A 26036-nucleotide genomic window follows, 5' to 3' on the forward strand; every position below is an offset into this window, starting at 1 on the left:
GGGGGTCCCCGCGCATGGCCTGCGCCTGCGGCATCCGATGTTTCGGCGTGGTTTCCGGTGCAGTAAAGCGCCGGGGCGATGGTCAAGACTTGTGCATGAACGCTTGTGCGGTTGTGCGGCGGCGCAGATCATTGGCCGGATCACACCCATACCCCGAGCACGCAGGAGCTCCCGGTGACCGTTGGCCAAATAGTGTCCGAGCCGGCAACGGCCCAGACGGAGCGGCAGAAGCTGCGCAAGCACTTCGGCCGCTTCGACATTCTCTTCTTCCTCCTGTGCACGATCGTCGGCGTGGACACCATCGGCACGGTGGCCTCGTCCGGTGCCGAGGCGTTCACCTGGCTCATCGTGCTGGCCGTCGTGTTCTTCGTGCCGTCCGCGCTGCTGACCGCCGAGCTCGGGGCCGCGTTCCCCGACGAGGGCGGTCCCTACATCTGGACCAGCCGGGCCTTCGGACGTCTCGCGGGCGCCGTCAACAACTTCCTCTACTGGATCACCAATCCGGTGTGGCTGGGCGGCACCCTCTCCGTCTCCGCCGTCACGGCCTTCACCACCTTCTTCAACGACGGCAAGGACCTGAGCACCCCGGCCTTCTACGTCTTCACCCTGGTGTTCGTCTGGGTGGGCGTGCTCGCGGCGATCCTCTCCTTCGACGTCGGCAAGTGGATTCCCACCATCGGTGCCTGGAGCCGTTTCGTCCTGCTCGGCCTGTTCACCGTCACCGTGGTGATCTACGGCATCAAGCACGGCCTGCACGGCTTCGGGTTGGGCGACTTCTCCCCGACGTACGCGGGATTCGTCGGCCTGGTGCCGGTCCTGATGTTCAACTACGTCGGCTTCGAACTGCCCAACACAGCCGGCGAGGAGATGACCGACGCGCAGAAGGACGTGCCCTTCGCCATCTTCCGCAGCGCCGGCCTCGCCGTTGCGCTGTACGCGCTGCCGATCCTCGGCATCCTGCTCGTCCTGCCGGTCAAGGCCATCACCGGCCTCGGCGGATTCATCGACGCGATCCGGCAGGTCTTCACCGTGTACGGCGGCCATGTCGCCTCCGACGGCACCGCCACGCTCAGCGGCGCCGGCAGCCTGCTCGGGGACCTCGCGGCGATCATGTTCATCCTCACGGTGCTGTCCTCCGGCGTCACCTGGGTGATGGGCTCCGACCGCGCCCTCGCCGTCTCCGGCTACGACGGCGCCGCGCCCCGCTTCCTCGGCGTCATCTCCAGCCGGTTCGGTACCCCGGTACGGGTCAACATCCTCAGCGGCCTGGTCTCCACCCTCGTCCTGGTCCTGGCCCACGAACTGACCAACGGCAGCGCGGCCAAGCTCTTCGGCGCCGTCCTCGGCCTCGCCGTCTCCACCACCCTCGTCAGCTACCTGGGCATCTTCCCGGCGCTCGCGGTACTGCGCCGCAAGGCCCCGGACGTCCCCCGCCCGTACAAGGCACCCGCTCCCCTCGCCATCAGCATCGTCCTCACCGTACTCATCCTGTTCGCGACCCTGCAGCTCGTCGCCCCCGGCGCCGGCGACCACTGGTTCGGCTCCGACTACGCGCCGGACGGCTGGAGTCACGCCGAGCGCGGAAAGTACCTGCTGACGGAGGCCGTCCCGCTCGTCGGGTTCATGCTCCTCGGCGTGCTCTTCTGGGCACTGGGCAGGCCGACCCGCGCTTCGCTCGCCGCCGAGAAATGACCTGATCCGCTCCCCGGCCGGTGGCGCCGCACACCGCCGCAACGCGCCCAACTCTCCTAGGATGACTGGGAATTGATCATCCCGAGTTGTGTGCGAGGTGGTTGTGCCCATGCCCCAGACACCGTCACGACGTGCCCTGCTGCGCGGACTCACGGCCTCCGGCGCGGCGGTGGTCGGGTTCGACCCCGCCGCCCGGAGCTGGGCCGTGACCGGGACCGGCCCGCACCTCGCGGAGATCCCCGCGCTGGACGGGACGCTCGTCATGGACGAGGCATCTCTCGCCGCAGCCTCCGACGACTACGGCCACATCGTGCACCGCCGTCCCCTCGCCGTCCTGCGTCCGGGCTCGGTCCATGACGTCGTCGCCATGGTCCGCTTCTGCAACACGCACCGCCTGACGGTCGCGCCGCGCGGCCAGGGACATGCCACCAACGGCCAGGCGCAGGTCGCGGGCGGCCTGGTCGTCGAGACCGCCACCCTCGCGGACATCGGAACCCTGGACCCGGGCAGTACGACCGTCACGGTCGGCGCGGGCGCCCGATGGAGCGAGGTGGCCAAGGCCACGATCGTCCACGGCCTCACACCGCCCGTCTTCACCGACTACCTGGAACTCTCCGTCGGCGGCACCCTGTCCGTGGGCGGTCTGGGCGGCCAGACGCACCGGCACGGCGCCCAGGTCGACAACGTCGGCGAACTCCAAGTCGTCACCGGAGCAGGCGAGTTCGTGCGCTGCTCCCGCACCCGCCATCCCGATCTCTTCCACGCCGTCCTGGCCGGTCTCGGCCAGTGCGCCGTCATCGTCGGCGCCACCCTCCGTCTCGTGCGCGCGCCGGAGACCGTACGGCACTATCTGCTGCCCTACGACGACCTGCGGACCTTTCTCGACGACCAGCGCACCCTCGTCCAGGAGGACCGATTCGACTACGTCGAGGGGCAGGTCTCGGCGGACGCCGACGGAGCCTTCCGCGCCTACACCCTGGAGGCCGTGGCCTACGGCCCGCCCGTCGGCCCCGCACCGGACGACGCGGTCCTGCTGCGCGGCCTGCGCCACAACCCGTCCGGCGTCCAGCAGTCCGACCTCCCCTACTACGACTTCCTCGACCGGATCGCCCCAGCCGTCGAAGCCCTGAAGGAGGCCGGCCTCTGGACGTACGCGCATCCCTGGCTCAACCTGCTGCTCCCCGGCAGCTCCACGGCCGGCATCACGGGCGATGTACTGAACGCCCTCACTGCCGACGACCTGGGCCCCGGCGTCGTCCTCGTCTACCCGCTCCTGCGCGAGCGCCTCACCACGCCCCTCCTGCGCACCCCCGACGATCCCGTGCCGTACCTCTTCGCCGTCCTGCACGCCACCCCGCCGGACGACACCGCCACGATCGACCGCCTTCTCGCCGCCAACCGCCAGGCCTACGAGGCCACCGCGGCGGCAGGCGGCACGCAGTACCCGGTCGGCAGCATCCCCTTCACCCACGCGGACTGGCGCACCCACTTCGGTCCGGCCTGGCCGGGGCTGGAGGCGGCGAAGCACAGGTACGACCCGTGCGGGATTCTGGTGCCTGGTCAGGGCCTCTTCTGAACCCGGCGTCGACCGCCCGTTGACGGTGACGCCCGGCCGGTCCCGCGTGGCTCAGCGCGCCGGGCGCTGCTGCCGGATGCGCCGGGCGACCTCGCTGTTCTCGGTCTCCCACCATGGGCGTACGAGGTCGGGCGACTCCGCCTCGCCCTGCGTCGGCGCGGCGGGGACCAGTTCCGTCGCCAGGCGGCGGTCCAGCTCGGCGGTCGCCGCGCGTTCGGTGCGGGCCCACTGGACCAGGATGGCGAGCAGGAAGGGCAGGGCCACCAGCTCGGCGATGCCGATCATCGCGCCGCCGCCGAGCTGCTGGTCGTGCTGCACGTCCGGCGACCAGGGCGGGGCATGGTGCAGATACCAGGCGCCGGCGATCAGCGTGCCGTGGGTCATGACCACGATGCCGGGGACGGCGTCGACGATCCCGTCGAGGAACACCAGCGCCGCCCGGACCGGATGGGTGCACCAGGCGGGCAGCGCCTCCTCGCGGGTGAGCACGGGCACCACGAACAGGCAGCCGGCGAGCAGCAGATGCAGATACATCAGCTGGTGCAGCCAGCCGTCGCGCAGCGCCGTGGCGAAGTACGGGGTGAAGTACACCGTCAGCTCGGTCGCCAGCACCAGGGCCGTGCTGACCAGCGGGAAGGTGAGCAGGCGCACCAGGCGCCCGGTCATCGCCCGCCGTACGCGCCCGGCGGCACGTTCGGGCAGGGCACGGACGGCCAGGCGCAGCGGGTCGCCCAGCGCAAGGCCGAGCGGAGCGACCAGGTCGAGCAGGATGTTCTGCACCGCGGCCGGCCAGAACAGCACGTGGTCGTAGACGGCGAGGGCCGACATGGTGGCCACGACGAGGGTGCCGAGGCCGAACACCGCGAAGGCGGCGATGCGGGATACGGGCCAGCGTTCGCCGCGGCGCCGAAGCCGCAGTACGCCCCAGCCGTACAGGGCACCCAGCAGCAGGACGAGCAGCAGCGCGGGCACGTCCGGTTCCCATGAGGACAGCAGCCGCCCCATGGTGAGTTCCGGCAGACTCGCCATCGCGCACTCCCTCCACGGCATGTGGGACACCGGACCGGACCGGACCCGGCCAGGCACTTTACGCCGCCCACGACCGGCCGGACCGCGATGTGCACGGCGATCGCGGCCCGCCATACCGAGCTCATGCCGAACCCTTACCGAGGCCTCCGGACCGATCGTTTCCGGCCAGAGATCAGTTACGCTGGCCGCCGACCTCAGGGGGAGACATGTTCATGACTCGTCGGCTGCTGGCTGCCGGGGTGACGGCCGTCCTCATGGCCGGGCTCGGCGCATGCGGTGACGGAGGGACCGACGCCACCACCGGGCACGGGAGCGTCGCCAAGGAGGCCCAGGCGAGCCCGGAGCGCGTCTCCGGGCTCCGGGACACCGTCCGCCACGTCTCCCGAAAGACCGTCGCCGGCACCCGGGCACACATGGTCAGGAAGTGCGCGTCCACCACCAGGCGGGTCCGGCACACGACGCGCTCGGGCACCGGCACCCGGAAGACGACCCGCGTCTGGTACACCACCGAGCACTACCAGAGCTGCAAGAAGGTCCGTCAGGGCACGGAGAGCTACCGGCGGGTCGTCCGCGCGGAACGGTGGTGCGTGCGCCTGGACGACGTGAACCGCGACACGTCGCGGGACGACGTCTGGTACCGGGTCACCCGCCAGACCTACGACCAGGTTTCGGCAGCGGACAGGCACGCGCGCGTGGAGTTCATCCCGGCATCCACCGGCTGCTGAACCTCACCGGCGCCGCCACTCCTGCGCCAGCAGCTCGTACGACCGCACCCGGTCCGCGTGGTCGTGGGTGATGGTCGTGATGAGCAACTCGTCGGCGCCCGTGGCCTCCTGGAGTTGTTCCAGCTGGTCGGCGACCCGGGCCGGGGAGCCGACGAACTGGGTGTCGAGGCGGTCCTGGACGAGGGCCCGGTCCTCGTCGGTCCAGGTGTGGGCGCGGGCCTCCTCCGGCGTCGGGAACTCGATCGCGCCTTCGGCGGTGCGGATGCTGCGCACCCACGGGCCGTAGCCGGTGGCGAGTTCGCGGGCCGTCTCGTCGTCCTCGGCGACGACGACGTCCGCGGACACACTGACGTACGGCTTGTCGAGGGCGTCGGACGGCTGGAAGAAGGACCGGTAGCCGTCCACCGCCTCCAGGACGGTCGCCGGGCTGACGTGGTAGTTGGCGGCGAAGCGCAGGCCGCGCGCGCCGGCCACCTCGGCGCTCTGGCCGCCGCTGCTGCCGAGGATCCACAGCTCGACGTCGGCGCCCTCGCCCGGTACGGCGTGTGCCTCGACGCCCTCCGGAGAGCGATAGGTGCCGGCCAGCAGGGCGAGGATGTCGTCGATCTGCTCGGCGTAGTCCTGCGACTCGGCGTTCGGGAGCAGGAGCAGCCTGCGTTGCAGGGCGATGCGGGGCGAGCCGAGGAGGCGTTCGAAGGAGAAGCGGGGCGGGATGAGCAGGCCGTTCGGGGCTCGGCCGTCGACGACCGGGGTGGCCGTCGGCCCGGTCGCCTTCTCCCCCGGCGGGCGGCCGCCCGATCGGCCCAGGCCGAGGTCGAAACGTCCCGGGTGCAGCGCATCGATCAGGCCGAACTCCTCCACCGTGGACAGGGCGGTGCGGTGGCCGAGTTGTACGGCGCCGGAGCCGAGGCGGATGGTGGAGGTGGCGGATGCGGTCAGGGCCAGGACGACCGCGGGGGACGTGCCGGCGACGCCGGGGTTGAGGTGGTGCTCGGCGAACCAGTAGCGGGCGTATCCGAAGCGTTCGGTCTGCCGCGCCAGGTCGATGGAGTTGCGCAGGGCGTCCGCGGCCGTTGATCCGGAGGAGATAGGGACCAGATCGAGGACGCCGAGGGGAATGTCAGACACGGGCGGCCTCCTCAGTGGTCGACGGGTGCACCGGGCCCCAGTCGAAGGGCGGGTCCGGGATGGCCTTGCGCAGCGTCGGGGCCACCGCCGCCTGGAACAGTTCCAGCGAGTCGCGGTGCTGGGTGTCGGTGAGTCCGCTCCCGTCCGCGTGCAGGTGCACCACCGTGTGCCCGAACTGCTCGTGGTAGCGGTGCACCTTGTCGATGACCTGCTGCGGGCTGCCGATCAGAGCCGAGCTGCGCGCCACGAAGTCCTCCAGCGTCTCGAAGACGACCGGCAGACCGGCCTTCTTGAAGAACGCCAGATTGGACTCGAAGATCGGCCGGTAGGCGGCGAGGGCCTCCTGTGTGGTCGGTGCGACGTACACGCCCGCCGTGCCCGCGCCGACCGCGATCTCCGCAGGGTCGTGGCCGTAGAACTCCCAGCGCTCGCGGTAGTGGCGGATCAACTCGGCATACGGCTCAATGGGGTTGGTGACGTTCGCCGAGAAGAGCGGGTCTCCGTAGCGGGCGGCGAGGTCGACGGACTCCTTGCTGGTCGCGCTGCCGTGCCAGACCCGGATGGGCTGCTGGTACGGGCGCGGCCACACCTCCGCGTCCGTCAGCTGGGGGCGGAAGCGGGTGGCCGCGGTGACCTTGTCCTGGCGCCAGATCTGCCGGAACACCTCGTAGCTCTCGGCGTTGCGGTCCCACTGGTCCTCGGGCGTGACGTGGAACAGGTCGCGCTGGGCGGCGCCGTTGCCCTTGCCGATGATCAGGTCGAGGCGGCCGTTCGAGAGGTGGTCGAGGGTCGCGTAGTCCTCGTAGGCGCGGACCGGGTCGAGGAGGCTGAGCGTGGTCACGGCGGTGAACAGCCGGATCCGCTTCGTCAGCGCGGCCACGTGGCTCAGCACGACCGGCGGCGAGGAGGAGATGAACGGGCGCTCGTGCCGTTCCCCCACGCCGAAGCCGTCGAAGCCCAGCTCCTCGGCGAGCAGGGCGTTGTCGAGGACCTCGCGGAACCGGTCGTGCGTCGGCTTCTGTACGCCCGTGATCGGGTCCGGGCGGTGCACGATCAGAGTGATCGCGAGGAACTTCACGACGCCGCCCGCTCGTTGGACGCCTCGTCCATGAGGGTCCCCCCGCTCGAGCGAAGCCGAGAGTGGGGGAGGGCGAGGCCGAGGTGGTCGCGGAGGGTCGGGCCCTCGTAGTCGGTGCGGAACACGCCCTGTTCCTGCAGCAGCGGGACGACCTTGTCGGCGAAGACGTCGAGGCCGCTGGGGGTGATGTGCGGGACGAGGATGAAGCCGTCGCTGGCGTCGGCCTGAACGTATTCGTTGATGGTCTTGGCGACGGTCGTCGGGGAGCCGATGAAGTTCTGGCGGTTGCCGGTCTCGATGACGAGGTCGCGGATGGACCAGTGGTTGGCGGCGGCCAGTTCGCGCCATTCGCGGGCGGTGGCCAGCGGGTCGCGGTACATGCGGACCTGGGCGCGGCCCTTGGCGATGTGGTTGTCGCTGACGTCCGGGTCGATGTCGGGCAGCGGGCCCTCCGGGTCGTAGCCGGACAGGTCCCGGTTCCAGACGAACTCCAGGTGCTTGATGGCGGTGGCCCCGCTGACCTGCTGGCGGCGCACCTCCTTGGCCAGTTCCTCGGCCTCGGCGTCGGTGTCGCCGAGGATGAAGCTCGCGGCGGGCAGGATGAGCAGCTGATCGGGCCGACGGCCGTACTTGGCGAGGCGGTTCTTGACGTCCTTGTAGAAGGCCTGGCCGCCGTCCAGGGTGGCGTACCGGCTGAAGATCGCGTCGGCGGACGAGGCGGCGAACTCGCGGCCCTCGTCGGAGTCACCGGCCTGGAAGATCACCGGGCGGCCCTGCGGGGAGCGGGGGACGTTGAACTGGCCGTGGATGTCGAAGTGTTGGCCGCTGTGGACGAAGGATCCCGCCGTTGCGTCGCGGAGGAAGGTGCCGGTCGCCCGGTCGGCGATGATCTCGTCGCCGTGCCAGGAGTCGAAGAGTTCGTTGGTGGTGGCCAGGAACTCCTTGGCGCGGGAGTAGCGCTCGTCCTGCGGGAGGAAGCCGCCGCGGCGGAAGTTCTCGCCGGTGAAGGCGTCCCAGGAGGTGACGACGTTCCAGGCGGATCGGCCGCCGGAGAGGTGGTCGAGGCTGGCGAACTGCCGGGCCACCTCGTAGGGCTCGTTGAAGGTGGAGTTGATGGTGCCGGTCAGGCCGAGGTGTTCGGTGACGGCGGCGAGCGCGGCGAGGATCGTGAAGGTGTCGGGGCGGCCGACGACGTCCAAGTCGTATATCTGCCCGCCCTGTTCGCGAAGCCTGAGCCCCTCGGCGAGGAACAGGAAGTCGAACTTGGCGCGTTCGGCGGTCTGCGCGAAGTGCACGAAAGAGCTGAACTCGATGTGGCTGCCGGCCCTCGGGTCGCTCCACACGGTGGTGTTGTTGACGCCGGGGAAGTGCGCGGCCAGATGGATCTGCTTCAGCGGCTTGCTCATGTCGGTACGGTCCTTCCGGCTCAGGCGGTGGCGGCTGCGGCGTAGCGGTTGGCGGGGCGGGTCAGGCCCAGCAGGCCGCGCAGGGTGTCGGCCTCGTAGGCGGTGCGGAAGGCGTCGCGGCGCTGGAGTTCGGGGACCAGACCCCGGCTGATCGCGGGCAGGTCGTGCCCGGCGACGGCGGGCCGCAGCCGGAAGCCGCTCAGTCCCCCCTCCGCCAACTCCTGTAGCAGATCGGCGAGTTGGGTGGCCGTACCGGCGAAGATGCGTGCGTCGCTGGTGTACGGCTCGCCCGCGAGGGCGTCGAGGCGTGCGCGTCGGTCCTCGGCGGCGGCCTGGTCGTCGTCGAGGAAGACCACCAAGTCGCCGAAGATGTGCAGGAGTTGGTCGGCGCGCCCGGCCGCTTCCTGTTCGGCGCGGATCTCGGCGACGATCGCGCGGGCCTGGTCGGTGTCGTGCGGGGTGACGTAGCCGACGTCGGCCTGGCGGGCCACCAGCCGGTACGGGACGGTCTGGTGGGCGAGCGAGGTGACGAGGGGCTGCCCCTGCGGCGGGCGCGGGGTGATGGAGGGACCCTTGACGCTGAAGTGCCTGCCCTCGAAGTCGATGTAGTGCAGCTTGCCGCGGTCGATGAAGCGGCCGGTGGTGACGTCCCGGATCTCGGCGTCGTCCTCCCAGCTGTCCCAGAGGCGGCGCACGACCTCGACGTAGTCGGCGGCCTCGTCGAAGAGGTCGGTGAGCCGTTCCTGTCCGGCAGGGCTCTGGAGTTGCTCCAGGTTGATCGGCGGGAAGGTGCGGCGGCCGAAGTGGTCGGCCTCGTGCGGGCGGGCGGAGATCTGCACGCGCAGGCCGGCGCGGCCCGTGCTGACGTAGTCGAGGGTGGCGATCGCCTTGGAGATGTGGAACGGCTCCGTGAGGGTGGCGATCGCCGTCGGCACAAGACCTATGTGCCGGGTCAGGGGGGCGATACGGGATGCGATCAGTACGGCGTCCAGGCGGCCGCGCACCTGGTCGATGCGGCCGTCCAACTCGCCGTAGCGCGAGGACTGCAGGCCGAGCCCGTCCTCGAAGGTGACGAAGTCGAGGAGGCCGCGCTCGGCCTCGGCGACCTGGTCGGCCCAGTATCCGGCGGTGAACAGGTCCCGGGGGCGGGCGACTTGCTCGCGCCAGGAGGCGGGGTGCCAGCCGGTGCCGTCGAGGGCGACGGCAAGGTGCAGAGGGGAAGCGGGAGTTGAGGACACGGGGTGCCTTCCTGGAGGTCCGTACGAGATCGCCGGCGCGGACAGTGGCGCACAGCGGGGGTGAGGCAACGGTTCAGGAACAACAGAGCGCGCCGGCCACGCGCTGAAGGTCGATATGGGGCCGGGTGTGCAGGCGGACAGCGTGGAGGACACGTGTCACGGGTCCCACCTCCGTCCGCCCGATGTCCGCTCGATCGCCTTCGACAAGGACAACGGCACGGCTATGCCGTTTCTTCCAGGACGGCGGCTTCCGTCCGTCGTACGAGCGAGAAGACCGTACGGCGGCGCAGGGTGAAGCCGATCGACTCGTACAGCCGGATCGCGTTCGCGTTGGTGGCTCTGGCGTGCATGAAGGGCTGCTCGCCGCGCTCCTTGATCCCTGCCGCGACGGCGCGGACCAGGCGGGTGGCCAGGCCACGGCCCCGGTGGTCCGGGTCGGTGCAGACCGCGCTGATCTCGGTCCAGCCGGGCGGGTGGAGGCGTTCGCCGGCCAGGGCGATGAGGCGGCCCTGGTGGCGGATGCCGAGGTAGATGCCCATCTCGACGGTGCGGGACAGGTAGGGGCCGGGTTCGGTGCGGGCGACCAGGTCGAGGATCTCGGGCACGTCGTCGGGGCCGAGCCGTACGGCCTCGGGGTCGTGCTCGGCCCGCAGGCCGGTGTCCACGAGCTGGACGCCGTGGCCGGTGCGGACGACCTCCCAGCCGGCCGGTGCCTCGGTCACGCCACGCACGGATGCGGTGCCGCCGGGGCCGACGAGGCTGGCCAGGTCGGCCCAGGCGCGCAGGTCGTCGAGGTCGGAGACCGCGTAGAAGGGAGCCACGTCGGCCGGGTAGCGGGCGGCGCGGCCGACGCGTTCGGCGAAGTGGGCGTGCGGGCCGGTGAGTGCGGCCCAGGCGGGGTTGTCCAGGATGTGGGACGAGGTGGCTTCGATGCTGACGGTGGACATCGGGAGGCGGCTCCGGTGCTGGTGGCACGAGGGGGACCCCGCCGTGAGGCGACGGCGGGGTCCCCGGTCGAGGGGTGTCAGGAGTTGTCGAGCGGCAGGCCGGGCGGGTTGACCTCGGACTTGGCGACGGCCTCGTTGGAGAGGTTCCAGGCCGCCAGCCACTTGGCGTACTGACCGTTCTTGATCAGGTAGTTGATCGCATCGGCGACGGGCTTGGCCAGGCCGCTGTCCTTCTTGGCCGTGGCCGCGATCAGGCCCTGCAGCGAGGCACCTGCACCCGAGTAAGTGCCTGCGTTGCGCGTCGGGTTGGGCGTGTTCGCGGACTGGGTGATGTGGTAGGCGATGCCGGGGTTGGGGCCGAAGAAGGTGTCGATCTTGCCGCTGTTGAGGGCCAGGTAGGTGCCGTTGCGGTCCGGGTAGTACTTGACGGTGAGCTTCTTGCCCTCGCTCTCGAGCTTCTTCTTCCACTCCAGCAGGATCTTCTCCTGGTTGGTGCCGGCGCCCACGGAGACGGTCTTGCCGGCGAGGCTCTCGTAGTTGCCGTCGAAATTCCACTTGCTGGACTTGAGCACCTCGAAGCCGAGGTTGTCCTTGCGGTAGGAGGCGAACTCGTACTTCTTCTTGCGCTCCTCGGTGTCGGTGACGTTCGAGAAGGCGACGTTGACCTTGCCGCTGTCGATGCCGACGAAGAGGTTCTCCCAGGTGAAGTTCTTCAGCTCGGGCTTGAGGCCGAGGACGGCGGCGACGAGGCGTCCGAAGTCGGGCTCGGCACCGGTGAGGGTCTTCTGGTCGCTGCCGACGTAGGCCAGCGGCGCGAACCCGGCCGGCAGGGCGCCGATACCGATCTCCAACTTGCCGCTGTTCTTCACGGACTTGGGCAGTTCGGCGCTGATCGACTTCACCTCGGAGACCTTGAGGCCGGTCTGCTTGGCGGCACCGTTCGAGAGCTGCCCGACGGTCACGCTCCCGGAGGCGGCGGCGTCGGTGCTGGTGGCGGCGTCGCTGTTCCCACCGCAGGCGGCGAGCCCGGTGGCGAGGGAGGCGACGGCGGTCGCCGCGGTGATGCCGCGTATCAGGCTGCGTCGGGTGAAGTGGGTAGACATGGCCGTTCCTTGTCGCTGGGAGAAGGTGATGAGGGCGTGGCGTGGGGGGAGGTCGTGGGGCGCTGCGGGAATCGCGGCGGTGTGCGGCAGGTCAGAGGACCTTGCTTCAGAGGACCTTGCTCAGGAAGTCCCTGGTCCGCTCGTGCTGTGGCTTGTCGAGGACCTCGGAGGGCGGACCCTGCTCGACGATCTTTCCGCCGTCGATGAAGACGACCCGGTCGGCGATCTCGCGGGCGAACCCGATCTCGTGGGTGACGATGACCAGCGTGGTGCCGCTGGTCGCCAAGTCCCTGATGACGGCGAGGACTTCGCCGACGAGTTCGGGGTCGAGGGCGGAGGTGGGTTCGTCGAAGAGGATGACGCCGGGCCGCAGGGCGAGGGCGCGGGCGATGGCCACGCGCTGCTGCTGGCCGCCGGAGAGCTGCCTCGGATAGGCGCCGGTCTTGTCGGCCAGACCGACCCGAACGAGCAACTCGCGGGCGAGCTCCTGGGCTTCGGCCCTGCCGAGCCTGCCGGTCGCGACGGGGGCGGCGGCCACGTTGTCCAGGACCGTCAGGTGCGGGAACAGGTTGAAGTTCTGAAAGACGAAGCCGATCCGGCCGCGCTGGGTCAGGATGGCCCGCTCGCTCAGCTCCTTCAGCCGGTCGCCCTGCCGCTTCACGCCGATCAGCTCGCCGTTGACGCTGACGTGGCCGATCTCCGGCTTCTCCAGGTGGTTGATGACCCGCAGCAGAGTGGACTTGCCGGAGCCCGACGGGCCGAGGATCACGGTCACCTCGCCCGGCCGCACCGTCAGGTCGATGCCGTTCAGCACGCGGTGGGCGCCGTACCACTTGTGCACGTCGTGCACTTCGACAGTGGCGGGCTCGACGTCCGCGAGGGGCTCGTCGAGAGTCTTCGCGGTCATACGGCGGCCTCCCTGCGGATCCGGGCTCGCAGATCGGTGAGACCGGTGCGGAGCTTCTGCAACGGCGTCGGCGGCAGGCTGCGGGTGGCGCCCCGGGCGAAGTACCGCTCGACGTAGAACTGGATGACGGAGACGACGCTCGTCAGGATCAGGTACCAGACGGTGGCGACCAGCAGCAGCGGCACGATGTCGCCCGGGTAGGTGGAACCCATGGACTGCGCGGTGCCGAACAGGTCGAGCAGTGAGACGTAGAAGACCAGCGAGGTGCTCTTGATCAGGCCGATGAGCTGGTTGACGTAGTTCGGGGTGATCGAGCGCAGGGCCTGCGGGAAGACGATCCTGGTGAACTGGTAGGTCTTCGGCAGGCCGAGCGCCGCGGCGGCCTCGTGCTGGCCCTGGTCGACGGAGAGGATTCCGCCGCGGACCACCTCGGCGGCGTAGGCCGCCTCGTTGAGGCTGAGGCCGATGACGGCGACGGCCATGTCGGTGGCGAGCTTCGACTCGTCGAAGGAGAAGAAGGCCGGTCCGAAGGGGACGCCGACGCTCAACGTCTTGTACAGGGCAGAGAAGTTGTAGAGGAAGAGGAGCACCACGATCAGCGGGATGGACCGCAGCGCCCACACATAGGTCCAGCTGACGGCGCGCAGCACCGGCGACTTCGACAGCCGGGCCAGCGCGAGGAGGATGCCGCCGAGGAGGCCCAACACGGCGCTGTAGGCGGCGACTTCGAGGGTGATGAGCAGGCCGTCGAGGATGTTCGGCCGCAGGAACCAGTACCCGAAGCGGTCCCACTGGTAGAAGGGGTTGGTCGTCAGACCGTGGACGAACTGGGCCACGAGGATCAGAACAACGGCGGTGGCGATCCAGCGTCCCGGCCGCCGCAGTGGCAGAACTCGCTGTGCTGTAAGGGGTTTTGACGGTTTGTCGGCTGGTGGCGCCTCGGGGGCGGCGACGGTGAGGCCTGGGGGTTCGCTCATGGTGGGCTCCGGCGGATTTGGACACCCCGGCGCGCGGCAGCGTGCGCGGCGACAGGACGCAGCGCAGGGAGATGCACGTGAACCGGGGGGGGCGGGGAGGTCAACGGCACACCGCACGGGCGGTGTTCGTCAGAGGGTGCGAGGGCTGAGCGGAGGCGTCAGCCCTGGCAGCGGGTACAACCCGGTGCGGTACACAGTGCGCTGTTCACGCGGAGCAGATCGACGGCGCGGTCGGCGACAAGCGGGTTCGCGTACGGCCGTACGCAGCCCTGGAGGCGGCTCGCGGCCGTCCTGGGAGCTGCGTACATGGCGTCACCGTCGCTGTTCCGGCCCATGGGCCTCGTGCTTACCGAAAGGTGGGCAAAGTTAAAACAGTTGCCCGAACGAATGTCAACGCCGGTCCACTGTGTGGAACGACTCAGGTCCTGCTGACCTGCGGTCCGGTCCCGTTTCCATCGGATGCATGGGCAGCCCAGTCCAGGATCTGGACAGCGGCACCGGCGGCCTCCAGGCCCTGACAGCGGGCGTGGTGACGGCGCTCGATGCCGTCGAGGTCGAGGTGGGTGCCGAAGGCCGGGTGGGCGGCCAGACGGCGGGCGTAGGCCCACAGCACCGGGTGGTCGGCGATGCGCTGCACGGCGGACGCGTCGAGGTGGTTGCGGTGCACGGTGTCGAGTTGGACCAGGGCGACCCACAACTCGACGTCCGCGGCGGTGACTTCGTCGCGGATCATGTACGTACGGCCGACGAGCCAGCACTCCAGCGCGCCCAGCGTCTCGAGCAGTGTCTCGAGCGCTGCCGCGCGCTCCGCCTCGTCTCCGCCGGCCGATCCGGCGCTCTGCGCGGCCTGTTCGATGCCCTGCGCGCACATCCGCTCCACGGCCTCGATCTCCGACTCCGCGCCGCACGGGTACGGCGAGGGGCGGTCGCTGCCGAAGCGACGGGCGAGGTCCCGCATGATGTCCGGGGCGTGGGTGCTGACGATCCGCCCGGACCAGTCGTCGCTGAGCACGGGCGCGACGGCCGGACCGGTGTAGTGGTGCGCGCTCGCCTCGTACAGCGGGCGCAGGGCGCAGTGGCTGCCTTCGGGGGTGTCGGGGACGGCGGGCAGAAAGGTTGCAGGACAGACGGTGTCCAGGCCGAGCAGGCTGTGGGTGACGGCGATGCGCAGACCGTCGGGACACGCGGTCGACAGATGGAGGCGGTAGCGGCCCGGTACGGCGTAGTGGCCGCTGCGTGCGTCGCCGCCGATGCGGCCCCGGAAGGCGGGCGTGGGCCGGGCGGACGCGTGGGCGGCCAGCGGTGTGACGGACATGGTTCTCCCCTGGAGTGGGCGCGGACGTACGCGCGGCGGAAGCGACGTCGGGCAACTCAGCCCTGGGGGCTGATCGCACTGCAGACCCGCTGCAGATCGATGTGACGGCGGGAGGTGAGGAGAGGCGAACGGATCACTCGGACGGTGACCGACTCAAGGCGCCTCATGTTTCCCTACCTATTCACTAGGATTCCCCTCTGGAGTGTCGGTCCGGCTCGGAGTCACGTCAAGAGGGCCGTCCCGCAATGCGGACAGGCTGGTGGACAAGCCAGTGGACAGGTCAAGCGCAACCATTCATCCCCCACGGTTGTCTCCTGTGGGTGAACTGGCGTTACCGCGCGGTTCGTTCGCCCGTCGCCGATGCTTCACTCAGAGGACCCCCACATGCTGCAAGGCTCCCTCGGCCTCCGCCCGCTCCGACAGGCCGCCGGCGCACTCGGCGCCGTCGCGCTGATCGCGCTGGGCAGCGCGCCGGCCGTCGCCGACGACGATTCCGGAGCCGTGCTGACTCTGGGAACCATCGCCCCGGTCAACGGGGTGAAGCCGGGCAGCACGTTCAAGGTGCCCGCCGCTTTCACCAACAGCGGCAGCGCCTCGGTCGACAAGGTCTATCTGTCGTACTCCGTCACCCGCGGCCTGGGCCACACCGAGCTGCCGTCCAACTGCCTTCGCTATGAGGTCGTCTCGTTCGACGAGGAGCCGAGCAAGTCCGAGGCGGTCTGCGAGTTCGACCAGACGGTGAAGCCGGGGATCGTATATGCCCCCGAGAAGGCGCTGACGCTGAACGTCCTCGACCACGCCCTCTACGACAGGCTCCGGGTGACCGTCGCCACCGACGACTCCTCCCCCGAGGACGGCTCCTCCGCACCCGTCCGCGGCACGGCGCCCGCGGTCAAGCTGGTCGAGCAGCCCGACGCCACCCCGGCCCATCCCGGCTACTCGCCGCACCCCGACTGGGACGGGGCCGACGTCAAGGTCACCGCGAGGAACACCGCCGACTTCCAGGTGACGGGAGCCGACCTGAAGGGCAAGGTGGGTGACACGGTCCCCATGACGGTGACGTTCACCAATGCCGGGCCGGCCTGGGTCCTCAGGGACGGAGGCATCCCGGTGACCAAGGTCAAGATCAAGATGCCGGCCGGGATGACCGTGACGAAGGCCCACGGCTTCTGCGACAAGGTGGCCACCGGCAGCTACGAGTGCGGCACCAGCCAGTCCTGGGCGGACGAGGGCGACGAGGAGACGTACACCTTCAAGCTGAGGATCGACAAGGCGGTGACGGGCGCCAAGGGCTCGGTGTCCCTCACCGGTGCCGCCCGGCCGTTCGACAACGACAAGGCCGACGACACGGCCGCCATCACGCTCGACGTCGCGGGCAGCGGCGGCTCGACGGGCGGGTCCGGCACCTCGGGCGGGTCCGGCTCGGCAGGCGGCGACGGCTCGACATCTTCCACCGGTGGCTCGGGCTCCACGGGCGGCTCCACCACCGGGGGTGACTCGTCGACGGGCGGCACCTCCGCCCAGTCCGCCGCCGGCAGCGGCGACCTGGCGAGCACCGGCTCCGGCTCGGTCCTGCCGCTCGCGGGCGCGGCGACCGTGGCCGTGGGCATCGGCGCGGGTGCGGTCCTGGTGTCGCGGCGTCGCCGCGCGGCGCGACGGTAATCGGCCACTCGTACGACTGCGCAGGCCGGCCGGGGAGGGCAACTCCCCTGGCCGGCCTTTCCGTTGGGCTCGGGTCACGCTCACGGTCACCGTCAACGCGGTCGCCCCACCGGGCAGGTGCCGTACGCCGGCGGCGGGCGCATCCTCGTATGAACTCTGCTGCGCAGCAAGAGACTTCACGCGACTTCACGATGGGAGCCCGTATGACCTCCGTCCCCGAACGTTTCGCCGGCAAGACCGTCCTCGTCACCGGTGCGGGTACCGGATTCGGCGCCGAGATCGCGGTGCGGGCCGCGCAGGAGGGGGCGCGGGTCGCCGTCCACTACCGCAGCTCCGCCGCCGGCGCGGAGAAGACCGTCGCGCGCATCGAGGACGTCGGCGGCGAGGCGTTCACCGTGCAGGGCGACATCATCGTCCACGCCGATGTGATCCGCATGGCCGAGGAGGTGTTCGGCCGCTTCGGTGGCCTGGATGTGCTGGTCAACAATGTCGGTGACGTGGCGGGCGAGCAGATGTCCTGGCGGGACCTCACCGAGGAGTCCATCGACCATGTGCTCGCCGTGGACGTCAAGGGAACCATGCTGTGCGTCCACGAGTTCGGCTCCCGGATGCTGGACCAGGGGCACGGTGCCATCGTCAACATCGGCTCCACGGTGATCGTGCGCGGGAGCGCACGGGCTCCGCAGTACGCTGCCGCGAAGTACGGCATCCTCGGGATCACCAAGTCGTATGCCCAGGCGTTTGCGCCGCACGTCCGGGTCAACACGTTCGCCCCCGGGTTCATCGAGACCGAGACGCTGCTGAATCGGGCGGACTGGAGGTCCGGGCGGCGGGACGACATGATCGCGAAGACGCCGATGGGACGGATTCCGGGGCCTGCTGAAGTTGCGGGGACCGCGTTGTTCCTCGCCACCGACGACGCCTCGCACATGACCGGTGTGTATCTCAATGCCGACGGGGGCTTCAACATGATCGGGGCGTAGTCGCCGCGCGGGTTGGCCGTTTTGACTGCGGGTGCGTGGGGGGCTTGTCGCGCAGTTCCCCGCGGCGGCCACCACCCCCGGCATGGCGAGCGGGAAGGTGATGCACCGGGCGACGGTGAGGCGGCCCGCGCCCATGCTGGCCGCCGCGTCCTCCAGGCGTTCGTCGATGCCCTTGAGCGTGGCCATGAGGATCATCACGGCGATCGGCGAGGCCAGCACGGTGTGGCCGAGGGCGATGGCGATCGGGCTGCCGAGCATGGCGGCCGGTTCGAAGAGCAGGAACAGGCCGAGGGCGACGACGACCTGGGGAATGATCAGCAGGGCGAGGACCAGGCCGTAGACCGCCGAGCGCAGCGGCAGTTCGCTGCGGACCAGGGCGGTGGCCGCCGTCATGCCCAGGATGAGCGAGAAGACGGTGGTCATGGCCGCCACCAGGGCGCTCAGGGAGAGCGCGGCGGGCCACTTGCTGCCGTCGGCGAACAGTTGCCGGTACCAGCCGACGGTCCAGGCGCTGGGCGGGAAGGAGCCGAAGGCGTCCTTGCCGAAGGAGGTGACGACGATGACGACGATCGGCAGGGCCAGGAACAGCAGGATCAGTGTGGACAGGACGGCCAGGGTGATGCGTCCGGCCAGGGTGGAGCGCAGCTCGATCATGACGTCGTACCCCGCTTCTTCAGGGCCTCGCCCGCCGACTTCAGCAGCCTGAGCAGCAGCAGTCCCGCGAAGGTGAGCAGCAGCAGGATGATGCCGAGTGCGGAGGCGCCGTTCCACTGGTTCTGCTTCATCACCTGCTAGTCGATGAGCGAGGCGACCATGGTCTGCTTCTCACCGCCCATCAGGGCGGGGGTGAGGTAGTAGCCGAGGCAGAGGATGAACGACAGGACGCCCGCGTTGACCAGACCGGGGGCCACCAGGGGGACGTAGACCCGGCGGAAGATGGTGATCCGCCCCGCGCCCATGCCGGCCGCGGCGGCGATCAGCCGGCGGTCGATGCCCTTGATGACGGCGTACAGCAGCAGGACGGAGTACGGCAGCATCACGGCGGTGGTGCCGATGACGACACCGGTCTCGTTGTAGAGCAACTGGAAGGGTGTGCCCGGGAAGTGAAGGTCCGTCAGGACATTGTTCACGACGCCGTTGTCGCCGAGCAGGATGATCCAGCCGTAGGTGCGCACCAGGGCGCTGATGAAGTGCGGGACGACCACGACCAGCATCACCAGGCCCGCCCACAGGGGCTTCAGCCTGGAGATCGCGGAGGCCAGTGCGAAGCCGACCACGAGGGCGAGCAGGGAGGTCTCGACGGAGATCCGCAGCCCGCCGCGGCAACCTGTCCCGGGAGACGGTCTACCAGCGCCTGCGCACCATCGAACGGCTGCTGGACTGCGACCTGGAATCCGGCGAACAGCGCACCGAACTGCATGTGGCGCTCGCCGCCTTGGACGTCATGCGGGCACGCTGACTCACCCCTCGGCGACCCCGCCGTCCGTGGAGGCACCGGAGGCGATCCCGTACGCCCGCGCCGGCACCGACGTCGGCTCCAGGAGCGTGGAGCGGCGGCCGTCCACGCCCACCGGGACGTCACCGTCGATGGTGACGCGGCGCAGGGTGCACTCGTGGTCGTCGGAGTCGTTGACGCCGTAGTGCTGGGTGGCCCGGTTGTCCCAGACGGCGACGTCGCCGGAGCGCCACTGCCGGCGGACGGTGTTCTCCGGGCGCTCCACGTGCGACTGGAGGACGCCGATGACCGCCCGCGAGTCGGGGCCGCGCAGGCCGACGTCTCAGCGGTTTCCGGTGCGCACCGCGCCCGCGCTCGCCGTGACGACCAGCGCGATCGCGGCGCACTGCGGCAGCGACAGGCCCTGGCCCAGCACCAGATAGCCGGCCACCGCGGCAAGGGCCGGCGCCAGGCTCGTCAGTACGGCGAACGTTGCCGCGGGCAGTCGGCGCAGGGCGAGCAGTTCGAGGGTGTAGGGCACTGCCGAGCTCAGCACGGCGATGGCCAGGCCCAGCCCGAGCACCGCGGGCTCCAGCAGCGTCCCGCCCGCCGCCCCCAAGCCCAGCGGCAGGCTGACCAGTGCGGCGACGGCCATCGCGATCGCCAGGCCGTCCAGCCGCGGGAAGCGGGCGCCTGCGCGGGCGTTGAGGACGATGTACGCCGCCCACAGCGCGCCGGCAGCCAGCGCGAAGGCCACACCGGCGACGTTGAGGCGGTCGAAGCCGCCCCCGCCCAGCAGGAAGACCCCGGCCAGGGCCAGGCCGGCCCACAACAGGCCGGCTGCGCGGCGCGAGGCGGCGACGGACAGCAGCAGCGGTCCGAGCACCTCGACGGTGACCGCCGCACCCAGCGGGATACGGTCGATGGCCTGGTAGAAGAGGAGGTTCATGCCGCCCAGGGCCAGACCGAACCCGCCGGCCAGCGCCCAGTCCGCGCGCGAGTGCCCACGCAGCCGCGGCCGGGTGGCGACCAGCAGCAGCACCGCGGCGAACGTCACCCGCAGTGCGACCGCGCCCGCCGCTCCGGTGCGGGGGAACAGCAGCGCGGCGCAGGCCGACCCGAACTGCACGGACACCGATCCGGCCAGCATCAGGCCGACGCCGCCGAGGCTGCCGCGGCCGGGCGCATGACGGACGAGAACAGGCGCGGGCGTCGCCGCGGACGAGGTGCGGGCCATGGAGGTCATGCCGTTCACGTTAGGAATCCGGCTGCGGTCTGTGAAATGCCGATTCCGCTGCGGTTATGCTCCTGAGGTATGACCATCGAGCTACGGCATCTGCGGGCCTTCCTCGTCATCGCGGAGGAAGGCAACATCACCCGTGCCGCGGCCCGCCTCCGGCTCAGCCAGCCCGCGCTCTCCCGCACCCTGCGCCAGCTGGAGGACCAGCTGGGCACCCGCCTCGTCGACCGCTCCACCCACCATCTCGAACTCACCGCCGAGGGCCGCACCTTCCGTGACAAGGCCGCCGCCGCCCTCGCCGCCGTCGACACCGCCCTGGACCCGCGCAGCCTGCGCAGCTGGCCGCTGCGCCTGGGCCATCCCTGGGCGGCCCTCGGCGACCACACGATCGCGTTGCTGCGCCGCTGGGACGAAACGCACCCGGACGTCCCGCTGCAGCTGCTGCGCATCGACGACCGCACGGCGGGCCTCACGCAGGGCAAGGTCGACGCGGCCCTGCTGCGCGGCGCGGTTCCCCGGGCGGGGCTGCGCACGGAGCTGCTGGTGTCGGAGGAGCGGGTGGCGGTCATGTCGGCGGACAGCCCGCTGGCCGCGCTTCCCCAGGTCACCCTGGCGGACCTCGCCGCCCATCCGATCGCCCTCAACACCGTCTCCGGCACCACGACGATGGATCTGTGGCCGTCCGCCGCCCGCCCCACCGCCACCATCGAGGTCTCCAACACCGACGAGTGGCTCATGGTCGTCGCCGCGGGCCGCGCCGTGGGCATCTCCACGACGGCCACCCCGAGCAACCACACCCACCCGTCGCTGGTCTTCCGGCCGCTGGTGGACGCACCGCCCGTCCCGGTCTTCCTCGCCTGGCGCGAGGGACCCGGGCACCCGGCCGTCCCGGACCTGCTGGCGCTCACGCACGAGGTGGTGGCGAGCGGAGCAGCGGGCACCAGGGTGAGCCGCGGCAGCACGCCGCCACCCTGACCGGGGGATGCGTCGCAGGGACCGTGCCGCCGGTGGAGTAATTGCCGTTCGCCCTGGTCGGCCGTGCGACGCTGTGGTGACGAGAGTCGTGTCAGGAGGCCGGAATGACCGGAGACAAGGAAGGGAGACAGCCGAGGCAGCCGGACCTCCGCGACCTGCAGCTGCGCCTGCGTTCCGAGGTGGGCCGGATCGACGAGCAAATGCGCGCCCTGCTCTCCACCATGGACCGGCTGCAGGGCCTGCTGGACGCGGTGATGGCCATCAGCCGCGAGGTGGAACTGCCTGCGGTGCTGGACCGGATCGTGACCACCGCCATGGACCTGGTCGGCGCCCGCTACGGGGCGCTGGGTGTACTCAACGAATCCGGGGAGGGCCTCGCCCAGTTCATCCCGGCCGGTCTGTCCGAGCAGGAACGCGACGCTCTGTCCGAGACCGGCCTGCCCCGTGGCCTGGGCGTCCTCGGCCATCTGATCCGCTACCCCGAGCCCCTGCGGGTCGACGACATCCCGGCCCATCCGTCCTCCGCCGGGTTCCCGCCCGGCCACCCGCGCCTGCACACCCTGCTCGGGGTCGCCATCAGCGTGCGCGGCGAGATCTACGGCGACCTCTACCTCGCCGAGCGGCGCGACGGACGGCCCTTCGACGTGCACGACGAGAACGTGGTCGTCGCCCTGGCCGGCGCCGCCGGCATCGCGATCGAGAACGTCCGCCTCTTCGAGCGGATCCGGGTCGGGGCCGAGCAGTTCCAGCGGCTGCTGCTGCCCACCCTGCCCGACCTGGGGCCGTTCACCGCCGCCGCCATCTACCGGCCCGCCGCCGAGCCCAGTCAGCTCGGCGGGGACTGGTACGACGCCATCCCCCTGCCCGACAACGTGGTGGCGGTCGTCATCGGCGACGTGGTCGGCCACGATCTGCAGGCCGCGGCCGCCATGGCCGCCACCCGCAACATGCTGCGCGCGCTGCTGTTCGACCAGCGCAACTCGCCCGGCGCGATCCTCACCCAGCTCGACCGGACCCTGGAGGCCCTCACCAACAACCCCGTCACGACCACCGCCCTGGCCCGCATCGAACCGGAGGGATCGGGCTGGCGGCTGCGCTGGAGCACCGCGGGCCATGTCCCGCCCCTGCTGATCACTCCCGAGGGCCGGGCGGAGTACCTGCTCGTCGAGCCCGGACTGCCGCTCGGCGTCGACACCGAGCAGCCCCGGCCCGACCACTCCCGCTTCCTGCCCCCGGCCGCCACCATGGTCTTCTTCACCGACGGGCTGGTGGAACATCCCGACCACCCCATCGACGAGAGTCTGAACGAGCTCGCCGAACTCGCCGCGGCACATGCCGCCCTGCCCCTGCGGGAGTTCGTCCAGACGCTGGCCGATCACCACCCCAGCGACGGTCACGACGACATGGCGATCCTCGCCCTGCGCGCCCCGCACGCCTGACCGACACCGCCCAGGTGTTGATCTGCACCGTTCGGCTGCGACGTCGGCTCCGTAGAGGATCCGCGGGATACGGCGGATGATGGGCTTCGGGCGATGTCGTCCACGGAGGTCACCCGATGGCTGACGCGCGGCATGAACGGCTCCGGCGCAGCGGCTTCGCCGCCCTGGAGATCTGTGTCATTGCCGCGCTGTATTTCGGCTCGGCCAAGGTGGGACTGCTCCAGCAGCTGGTGCGCAGCCAGGTCACCCCGCTGTGGCCGCCCAGCGGTATCGCGGTGGCGGCCCTGCTGCTGCGCGGCCCGCGCGTCTGGCCCGGGATCGCACTCGGCGCGTTCCTGGTCAACGTCTCGCTGGGGCCGAATCTCCCGGCCGTGCTCGCGATCGTGGCGGGCAACACCCTCGCGCCCGTCTGCTCCTACGTACTGCTGCGCCGCGTGGGATTCCGCAACGCCCTGGACCGTTTGCGGGACGCACTCGCGCTGATCTTTCTCGGCGCGTTCACCGGCATGCTGGTCAGCTCGACGACGGGCAGCACGACCCTGGTTCTCGCCGGAGTGCTGGGCAGGGGTGACTTCTGGCCGACGTGGTCGGTGTGGTGGACCGGTGACGCGATGGGCGTCATGGTGGTCACGCCGGTCCTGCTGGTCCTGCGCTCGGCACACCGGCCGAAGGACACGTTGCCCGCCCGGTGGGTGGAGGGGCTGCTGCTGGTGGCCGCCACGGCCGGCGTCGGTCTCCTGGAGACCAGCCACGCGCCGCTTCTGTTCCTCGGCTTCCCCCTGCTGATCTGGGCGGCCTTCCGCTTCCAGCTGTCCGGGGCCGCGCCCTGCGCCCTGGCCGTGTCGACCTTCGCGATCATCGCCGCTGCCCAGGAAACGGGCCCGTTCCACGGTCACGACCTGCTCACCAACATGATCACCCTGCAGGCGTTCAACGGCTCCGCCTCACTGACCGCCCTGCTGCTGGGGGCGGTCGTCAGCGAGCGCAACCAGACCCAGCAGGAGATCGCCCGGGCCTGTGGGCAGCTCGCCGACATGGTGGCCAGGATGGCCGGCGGCGACCTCCGCCCCACGCTTCCCTACAGGGGAGACGAGAAGGAAGAACAGAGCGGGCAGAAACAGACTCCGCGAAAGGCATGAGCGGGCGGGGGCCCGGCAGGCAGGCTCGGAGGCCCACCCGCCGGGCCCGGGTTCAGAGCAGGTCGGCGCGGGCCTGGCTGTCGTCGACGTGACGGCCGGCGACGTGACCGTCCTCGACCGGAATGCCGTCGACCGGAGTGTTGTCGACGGAACTGTCCGCGAGGAAGCCGCCCGACTGGTGCTGCCACAGCTTCGCGTACGCGCCGTCCGACGCAAGCAGTTCCTGGTGCGTGCCCTGCTCGACGATGCGTCCGCGGTCGAGGACGACGAGCCGGTCCATGCCGGCGACCGTGCTCAGCCGGTGCGCCACCACCAGCGCCGTCCGCCCCTCCATGAGCCGCCACAGCGCCTCCTGGACGAGGATCTCGCTCTCGGAGTCCAGGGCGCTGGTCGCCTCGTCGAGCAGCAGGATCGGGGCGTCCCTCAGGATCGCCCGGGCGAGGGCGACCCGTTGGCGCTGTCCGCCGGACAACTTGATGCCGCGCTCGCCCACCATGGTGCCGAAGCCGTCGGGCAGCGCATCGGCGAACTCCGTGACGTGCGCCGCCTCGGCCGCCCGGCGGATCTCGGCATCGGTGGCGTCCGGCCGGGCGAAGGCGATGTTCTCCCGCAGGGTGCGGTGGAACATCGCCGGGTCCTGCGGCACGTAGGCGATCAGACCGCGCAGATCGGCCTGACGCATCCGGCTGATGTCCTGGCCGCCGATGAGGATCCGGCCGCCGTCGATGTCGGTCATCCGCAGCAGCAGGCGCGTCAGGGTGGTCTTGCCCCCGCCGGAGCGGCCGACGAGACCGATCTTCGTCCCGCCGGGCACGGACAGGTCGAGTCCCTCGAACAGCGGATCCGCTCCCCCGTGGGCGAAGGTCACCCGCTCGAAGCGGACGTCGGCGGGGCCCGGCAGCAGTTGCTCCGGCGAGGCCGGGTCGAGCACGGTCGGCGGAACCAGCAGCAGTTCGGTGAACTGTGCCGCCTCCGTCATCGAGCGCTCCAGCCGCCGGTAGGTCTGGTTGAACTCGAACATGATCTTCGTCGCGTTGCTGTAGTACGTGAAGGCGACCACGACCGCCTCGACGCCGTGCTCGCCCCCGCCGAGCGCGACCGCGAGCAGCAGGCCCAGCACGTTGGTCAGTACGGACATCGGCGCGACGAACGTGTCGATGCGCAGGTTGCCGTAGTCCCACGACCTGAGCGTGAGCCGCCGCGAGTGGGCGACGCGGGTCCGGTGCTCGGCGGCCTCGCGGTGTTCCGCGGCGAACGCGCGGACCGTGTCCATGTTCATCAGGCTGTCGGCGACATGGCCCGACACCCGGGCGATCGCCTCCTCGCGCTGGTCGACGAGCGCCTGGCGACGCCGGACGAGCGGCGCGACGCACACCGCCGTCAGCGCGATCATCGCCAACAGCCCGACGACGAGCAGCGGTTCGTAGCGCCACAGCACCACCGACCCGAACACCAGCGGTACGAGGCTGCCCACGATGTTGAACGTGAGGGTGTCGCCGAACTCCTCGAAGCGGGAGGCGAAACTCAGCACCCGCTTGGTCAGCGCCCCGGCGAAGTTGTCGTGGAAGAACGCGGCGTCCTTGGCGAACAGCTCGTCCATGCCGATCACATACAGCTGCTCAATGCCGAGGGCGTCGAGGCGGTTCAGGCAGTGCAGACCGATGCGCCACACCCCCTCCGACAGCAGCAGGACACCGGCGAAGCCGAGGACGTACGGCAGCGTCGAGCCGATACCGATGCCGGCGTCGCCGGCGATACGGCCGACGAGCTTCGCAACCAGCAGCGGCGCGATATAGCTGATCCCGATGTTGCCGAGCGCCGGGAGCAGCATGCCGGGCACGGTCCACTGCCGCAGCCGGCCCAACTCCCGTCCGTAGTAACGAAGTGCGAGGAGCACGGCGCCCCTGCGCGGCGGTACCTTGCGCGATTCAGGTAATCCCATCCCGATCCCGTGTGGTTGTACGGTGGACCTGCGCGTGCCGCGTCGGTGGGGTTGCCGTCGGAGTGAAGGCCGTCGCGCGAATACGGGCAGGCCAGGGAGT

Annotated in this window: 24 protein-coding genes and 3 pseudogenes; 9 read left to right on the forward strand and 18 right to left on the reverse strand. The window is 70.5% G+C overall.

What is annotated here, in order from left to right; all coding sequences use genetic code 11:
* Positions 1–174: 174 nt before the first annotated feature.
* Together P2Q00_RS29300 and P2Q00_RS29305 are read left to right on the forward strand one after the other, a co-directional pair.
* Positions 175–1692, forward strand: coding sequence for an APC family permease (locus P2Q00_RS29300; protein ID WP_275776100.1), 1518 nt, complete (start codon positions 175–177; stop codon positions 1690–1692).
* A gap of 109 nt (positions 1693–1801) precedes the next feature.
* Complete coding sequence (locus tag P2Q00_RS29305) at positions 1802–3268, forward strand: FAD-binding protein (protein ID WP_275776101.1); 1467 nt, start codon at positions 1802–1804, stop codon at positions 3266–3268.
* A 51-nt stretch (positions 3269–3319) separates the two neighbouring features.
* On the opposite strand, the gene P2Q00_RS29310 is transcribed toward P2Q00_RS29305, so the two are convergent.
* Entirely contained in the window at positions 3320–4297 is a 978-nt protein-coding gene (locus P2Q00_RS29310) for a cytochrome c oxidase assembly protein (RefSeq protein WP_275776102.1), read from the reverse strand.
* Between the two features lie 212 nt (positions 4298–4509).
* Here P2Q00_RS29310 and P2Q00_RS29315 point away from each other — a divergent pair, with 212 nt between their 5' ends.
* Positions 4510–5022, forward strand: a complete 513-nt coding sequence (locus tag P2Q00_RS29315) for a hypothetical protein (protein ID WP_275776103.1) — start codon at positions 4510–4512, stop codon at positions 5020–5022.
* Positions 5023–5025: 3 nt separating this feature from the next.
* Here the strand turns inward: P2Q00_RS29315 and P2Q00_RS29320 are convergent, their stop codons facing one another.
* From P2Q00_RS29320 to P2Q00_RS50830, 11 genes are all read right to left on the reverse strand, one after another.
* The gene (locus tag P2Q00_RS29320; protein WP_275776104.1) at positions 5026–6150 is read right to left on the reverse strand and encodes an MsnO8 family LLM class oxidoreductase; all 1125 of its coding nucleotides are present in this window, start codon (positions 6148–6150) and stop codon (positions 5026–5028) included.
* Complete coding sequence (locus tag P2Q00_RS29325) at positions 6143–7228, reverse strand: LLM class flavin-dependent oxidoreductase (protein ID WP_275776105.1); 1086 nt, start codon at positions 7226–7228, stop codon at positions 6143–6145. Before P2Q00_RS29325 ends, P2Q00_RS29320 begins: the two co-directional genes overlap by 8 nt.
* Complete coding sequence (locus P2Q00_RS29330) at positions 7225–8634, reverse strand: NtaA/DmoA family FMN-dependent monooxygenase (protein WP_275776106.1); 1410 nt, start codon at positions 8632–8634, stop codon at positions 7225–7227. The genes P2Q00_RS29325 and P2Q00_RS29330 overlap by 4 nt, the downstream gene beginning before the upstream one ends.
* A gap of 20 nt (positions 8635–8654) precedes the next feature.
* On the reverse strand, positions 8655–9872 hold the full coding sequence (locus P2Q00_RS29335; protein WP_275776107.1) for an LLM class flavin-dependent oxidoreductase: 1218 nt from the start codon (positions 9870–9872) through the stop codon (positions 8655–8657).
* A gap of 73 nt (positions 9873–9945) precedes the next feature.
* The gene (locus P2Q00_RS50985) at positions 9946–10041 is read right to left on the reverse strand and encodes a putative leader peptide (protein ID WP_369293692.1); all 96 of its coding nucleotides are present in this window, start codon (positions 10039–10041) and stop codon (positions 9946–9948) included.
* Positions 10042–10093: 52 nt separating this feature from the next.
* A complete protein-coding gene (locus P2Q00_RS29340; protein ID WP_275776108.1) occupies positions 10094–10819 on the reverse strand; it encodes a GNAT family N-acetyltransferase in 726 nt (241 codons plus the stop codon).
* A 77-nt stretch (positions 10820–10896) separates the two neighbouring features.
* Complete coding sequence (locus P2Q00_RS29345; protein WP_275776109.1) at positions 10897–11922, reverse strand: ABC transporter substrate-binding protein; 1026 nt, start codon at positions 11920–11922, stop codon at positions 10897–10899.
* Positions 11923–12028: 106 nt separating this feature from the next.
* Entirely contained in the window at positions 12029–12829 is an 801-nt protein-coding gene (locus P2Q00_RS29350; RefSeq protein ID WP_275776111.1) for an amino acid ABC transporter ATP-binding protein, read from the reverse strand.
* The gene (locus P2Q00_RS29355) at positions 12826–13806 is read right to left on the reverse strand and encodes an amino acid ABC transporter permease (RefSeq protein WP_275776113.1); all 981 of its coding nucleotides are present in this window, start codon (positions 13804–13806) and stop codon (positions 12826–12828) included. The genes P2Q00_RS29350 and P2Q00_RS29355 overlap by 4 nt, the downstream gene beginning before the upstream one ends.
* 418 nt (positions 13807–14224) lie before the next feature.
* Positions 14225–15121, reverse strand: coding sequence for a glutathione binding-like protein (locus P2Q00_RS29360; protein WP_275776114.1), 897 nt, complete (start codon positions 15119–15121; stop codon positions 14225–14227).
* Between the two features lie 56 nt (positions 15122–15177).
* Entirely contained in the window at positions 15178–15288 is a 111-nt protein-coding gene (locus tag P2Q00_RS50830; protein WP_338059355.1) for a putative leader peptide, read from the reverse strand.
* Between the two features lie 217 nt (positions 15289–15505).
* On the opposite strand from P2Q00_RS50830, the gene P2Q00_RS29365 reads away from it, so the two are divergent.
* Complete coding sequence (locus P2Q00_RS29365; RefSeq protein WP_275776115.1) at positions 15506–16783, forward strand: hypothetical protein; 1278 nt, start codon at positions 15506–15508, stop codon at positions 16781–16783.
* 203 nt (positions 16784–16986) lie between these two features.
* Complete coding sequence (locus tag P2Q00_RS29370; RefSeq protein ID WP_275776486.1) at positions 16987–17766, forward strand: SDR family NAD(P)-dependent oxidoreductase; 780 nt, start codon at positions 16987–16989, stop codon at positions 17764–17766.
* 63 nt (positions 17767–17829) lie between these two features.
* Here the strand turns inward: P2Q00_RS29370 and P2Q00_RS50835 are convergent.
* The 3 genes and pseudogenes from P2Q00_RS50835 to P2Q00_RS29385 all read right to left on the reverse strand — a co-directional run.
* A pseudogene (locus P2Q00_RS50835) lies at positions 17830–18420 on the reverse strand (ABC transporter permease); the annotation flags it as partial.
* Complete coding sequence (locus P2Q00_RS29380) at positions 18417–18551, reverse strand: hypothetical protein (protein ID WP_275776116.1); 135 nt, start codon at positions 18549–18551, stop codon at positions 18417–18419. The gene P2Q00_RS29380 and the pseudogene P2Q00_RS50835, both read right to left, overlap by 4 nt.
* Positions 18552–18557: 6 nt before the next feature.
* On the reverse strand, positions 18558–19043 hold the full coding sequence (locus tag P2Q00_RS29385) for an ABC transporter permease (protein WP_275776117.1): 486 nt from the start codon (positions 19041–19043) through the stop codon (positions 18558–18560).
* A gap of 32 nt (positions 19044–19075) precedes the next feature.
* Between P2Q00_RS29385 and P2Q00_RS29390 the strand changes: the two are divergent.
* Positions 19076–19225: pseudogene (locus tag P2Q00_RS29390) on the forward strand (helix-turn-helix domain-containing protein); the annotation flags it as partial.
* 1 nt (position 19226) lies between these two features.
* Here the strand turns inward: P2Q00_RS29390 and P2Q00_RS29395 are convergent.
* Positions 19227–19538 (reverse strand): annotated as a pseudogene (locus tag P2Q00_RS29395) (TauD/TfdA dioxygenase family protein); the annotation flags it as partial.
* 6 nt (positions 19539–19544) lie between these two features.
* Positions 19545–20447 carry an EamA family transporter gene (locus P2Q00_RS29400; protein WP_275776118.1) on the reverse strand — a complete coding sequence of 301 codons (903 nt, stop codon included), beginning with the start codon at positions 20445–20447 and terminating at the stop codon, positions 19545–19547.
* Positions 20448–20516: 69 nt separating this feature from the next.
* Between P2Q00_RS29400 and P2Q00_RS29405 the strand changes: the two genes are divergently transcribed.
* From P2Q00_RS29405 to P2Q00_RS29415, 3 genes are all read left to right on the forward strand, one after another.
* Positions 20517–21416: a LysR family transcriptional regulator gene (locus tag P2Q00_RS29405; RefSeq protein WP_275776120.1), complete on the forward strand. Its 900-nt coding sequence runs from the start codon at positions 20517–20519 to the stop codon at positions 21414–21416.
* A gap of 104 nt (positions 21417–21520) precedes the next feature.
* Positions 21521–22855: a PP2C family protein-serine/threonine phosphatase gene (locus P2Q00_RS29410; RefSeq protein ID WP_275776121.1), complete on the forward strand. Its 1335-nt coding sequence runs from the start codon at positions 21521–21523 to the stop codon at positions 22853–22855.
* 116 nt (positions 22856–22971) lie between these two features.
* The gene (locus P2Q00_RS29415; protein WP_275776123.1) at positions 22972–23994 is read left to right on the forward strand and encodes an MASE1 domain-containing protein; all 1023 of its coding nucleotides are present in this window, start codon (positions 22972–22974) and stop codon (positions 23992–23994) included.
* A 52-nt stretch (positions 23995–24046) separates the two neighbouring features.
* Here P2Q00_RS29415 and P2Q00_RS29420 read toward each other — a convergent pair whose 3' ends face one another.
* Entirely contained in the window at positions 24047–25936 is a 1890-nt protein-coding gene (locus P2Q00_RS29420; RefSeq protein ID WP_275776125.1) for an ABC transporter ATP-binding protein, read from the reverse strand.
* Positions 25937–26036: the final 100 nt, after the last annotated feature.

This window comes from Streptomyces coacervatus (genome assembly GCF_029223485.1).
Classification (GTDB): Bacteria; Actinomycetota; Actinomycetes; order Streptomycetales; family Streptomycetaceae; genus Streptomyces; species Streptomyces coacervatus.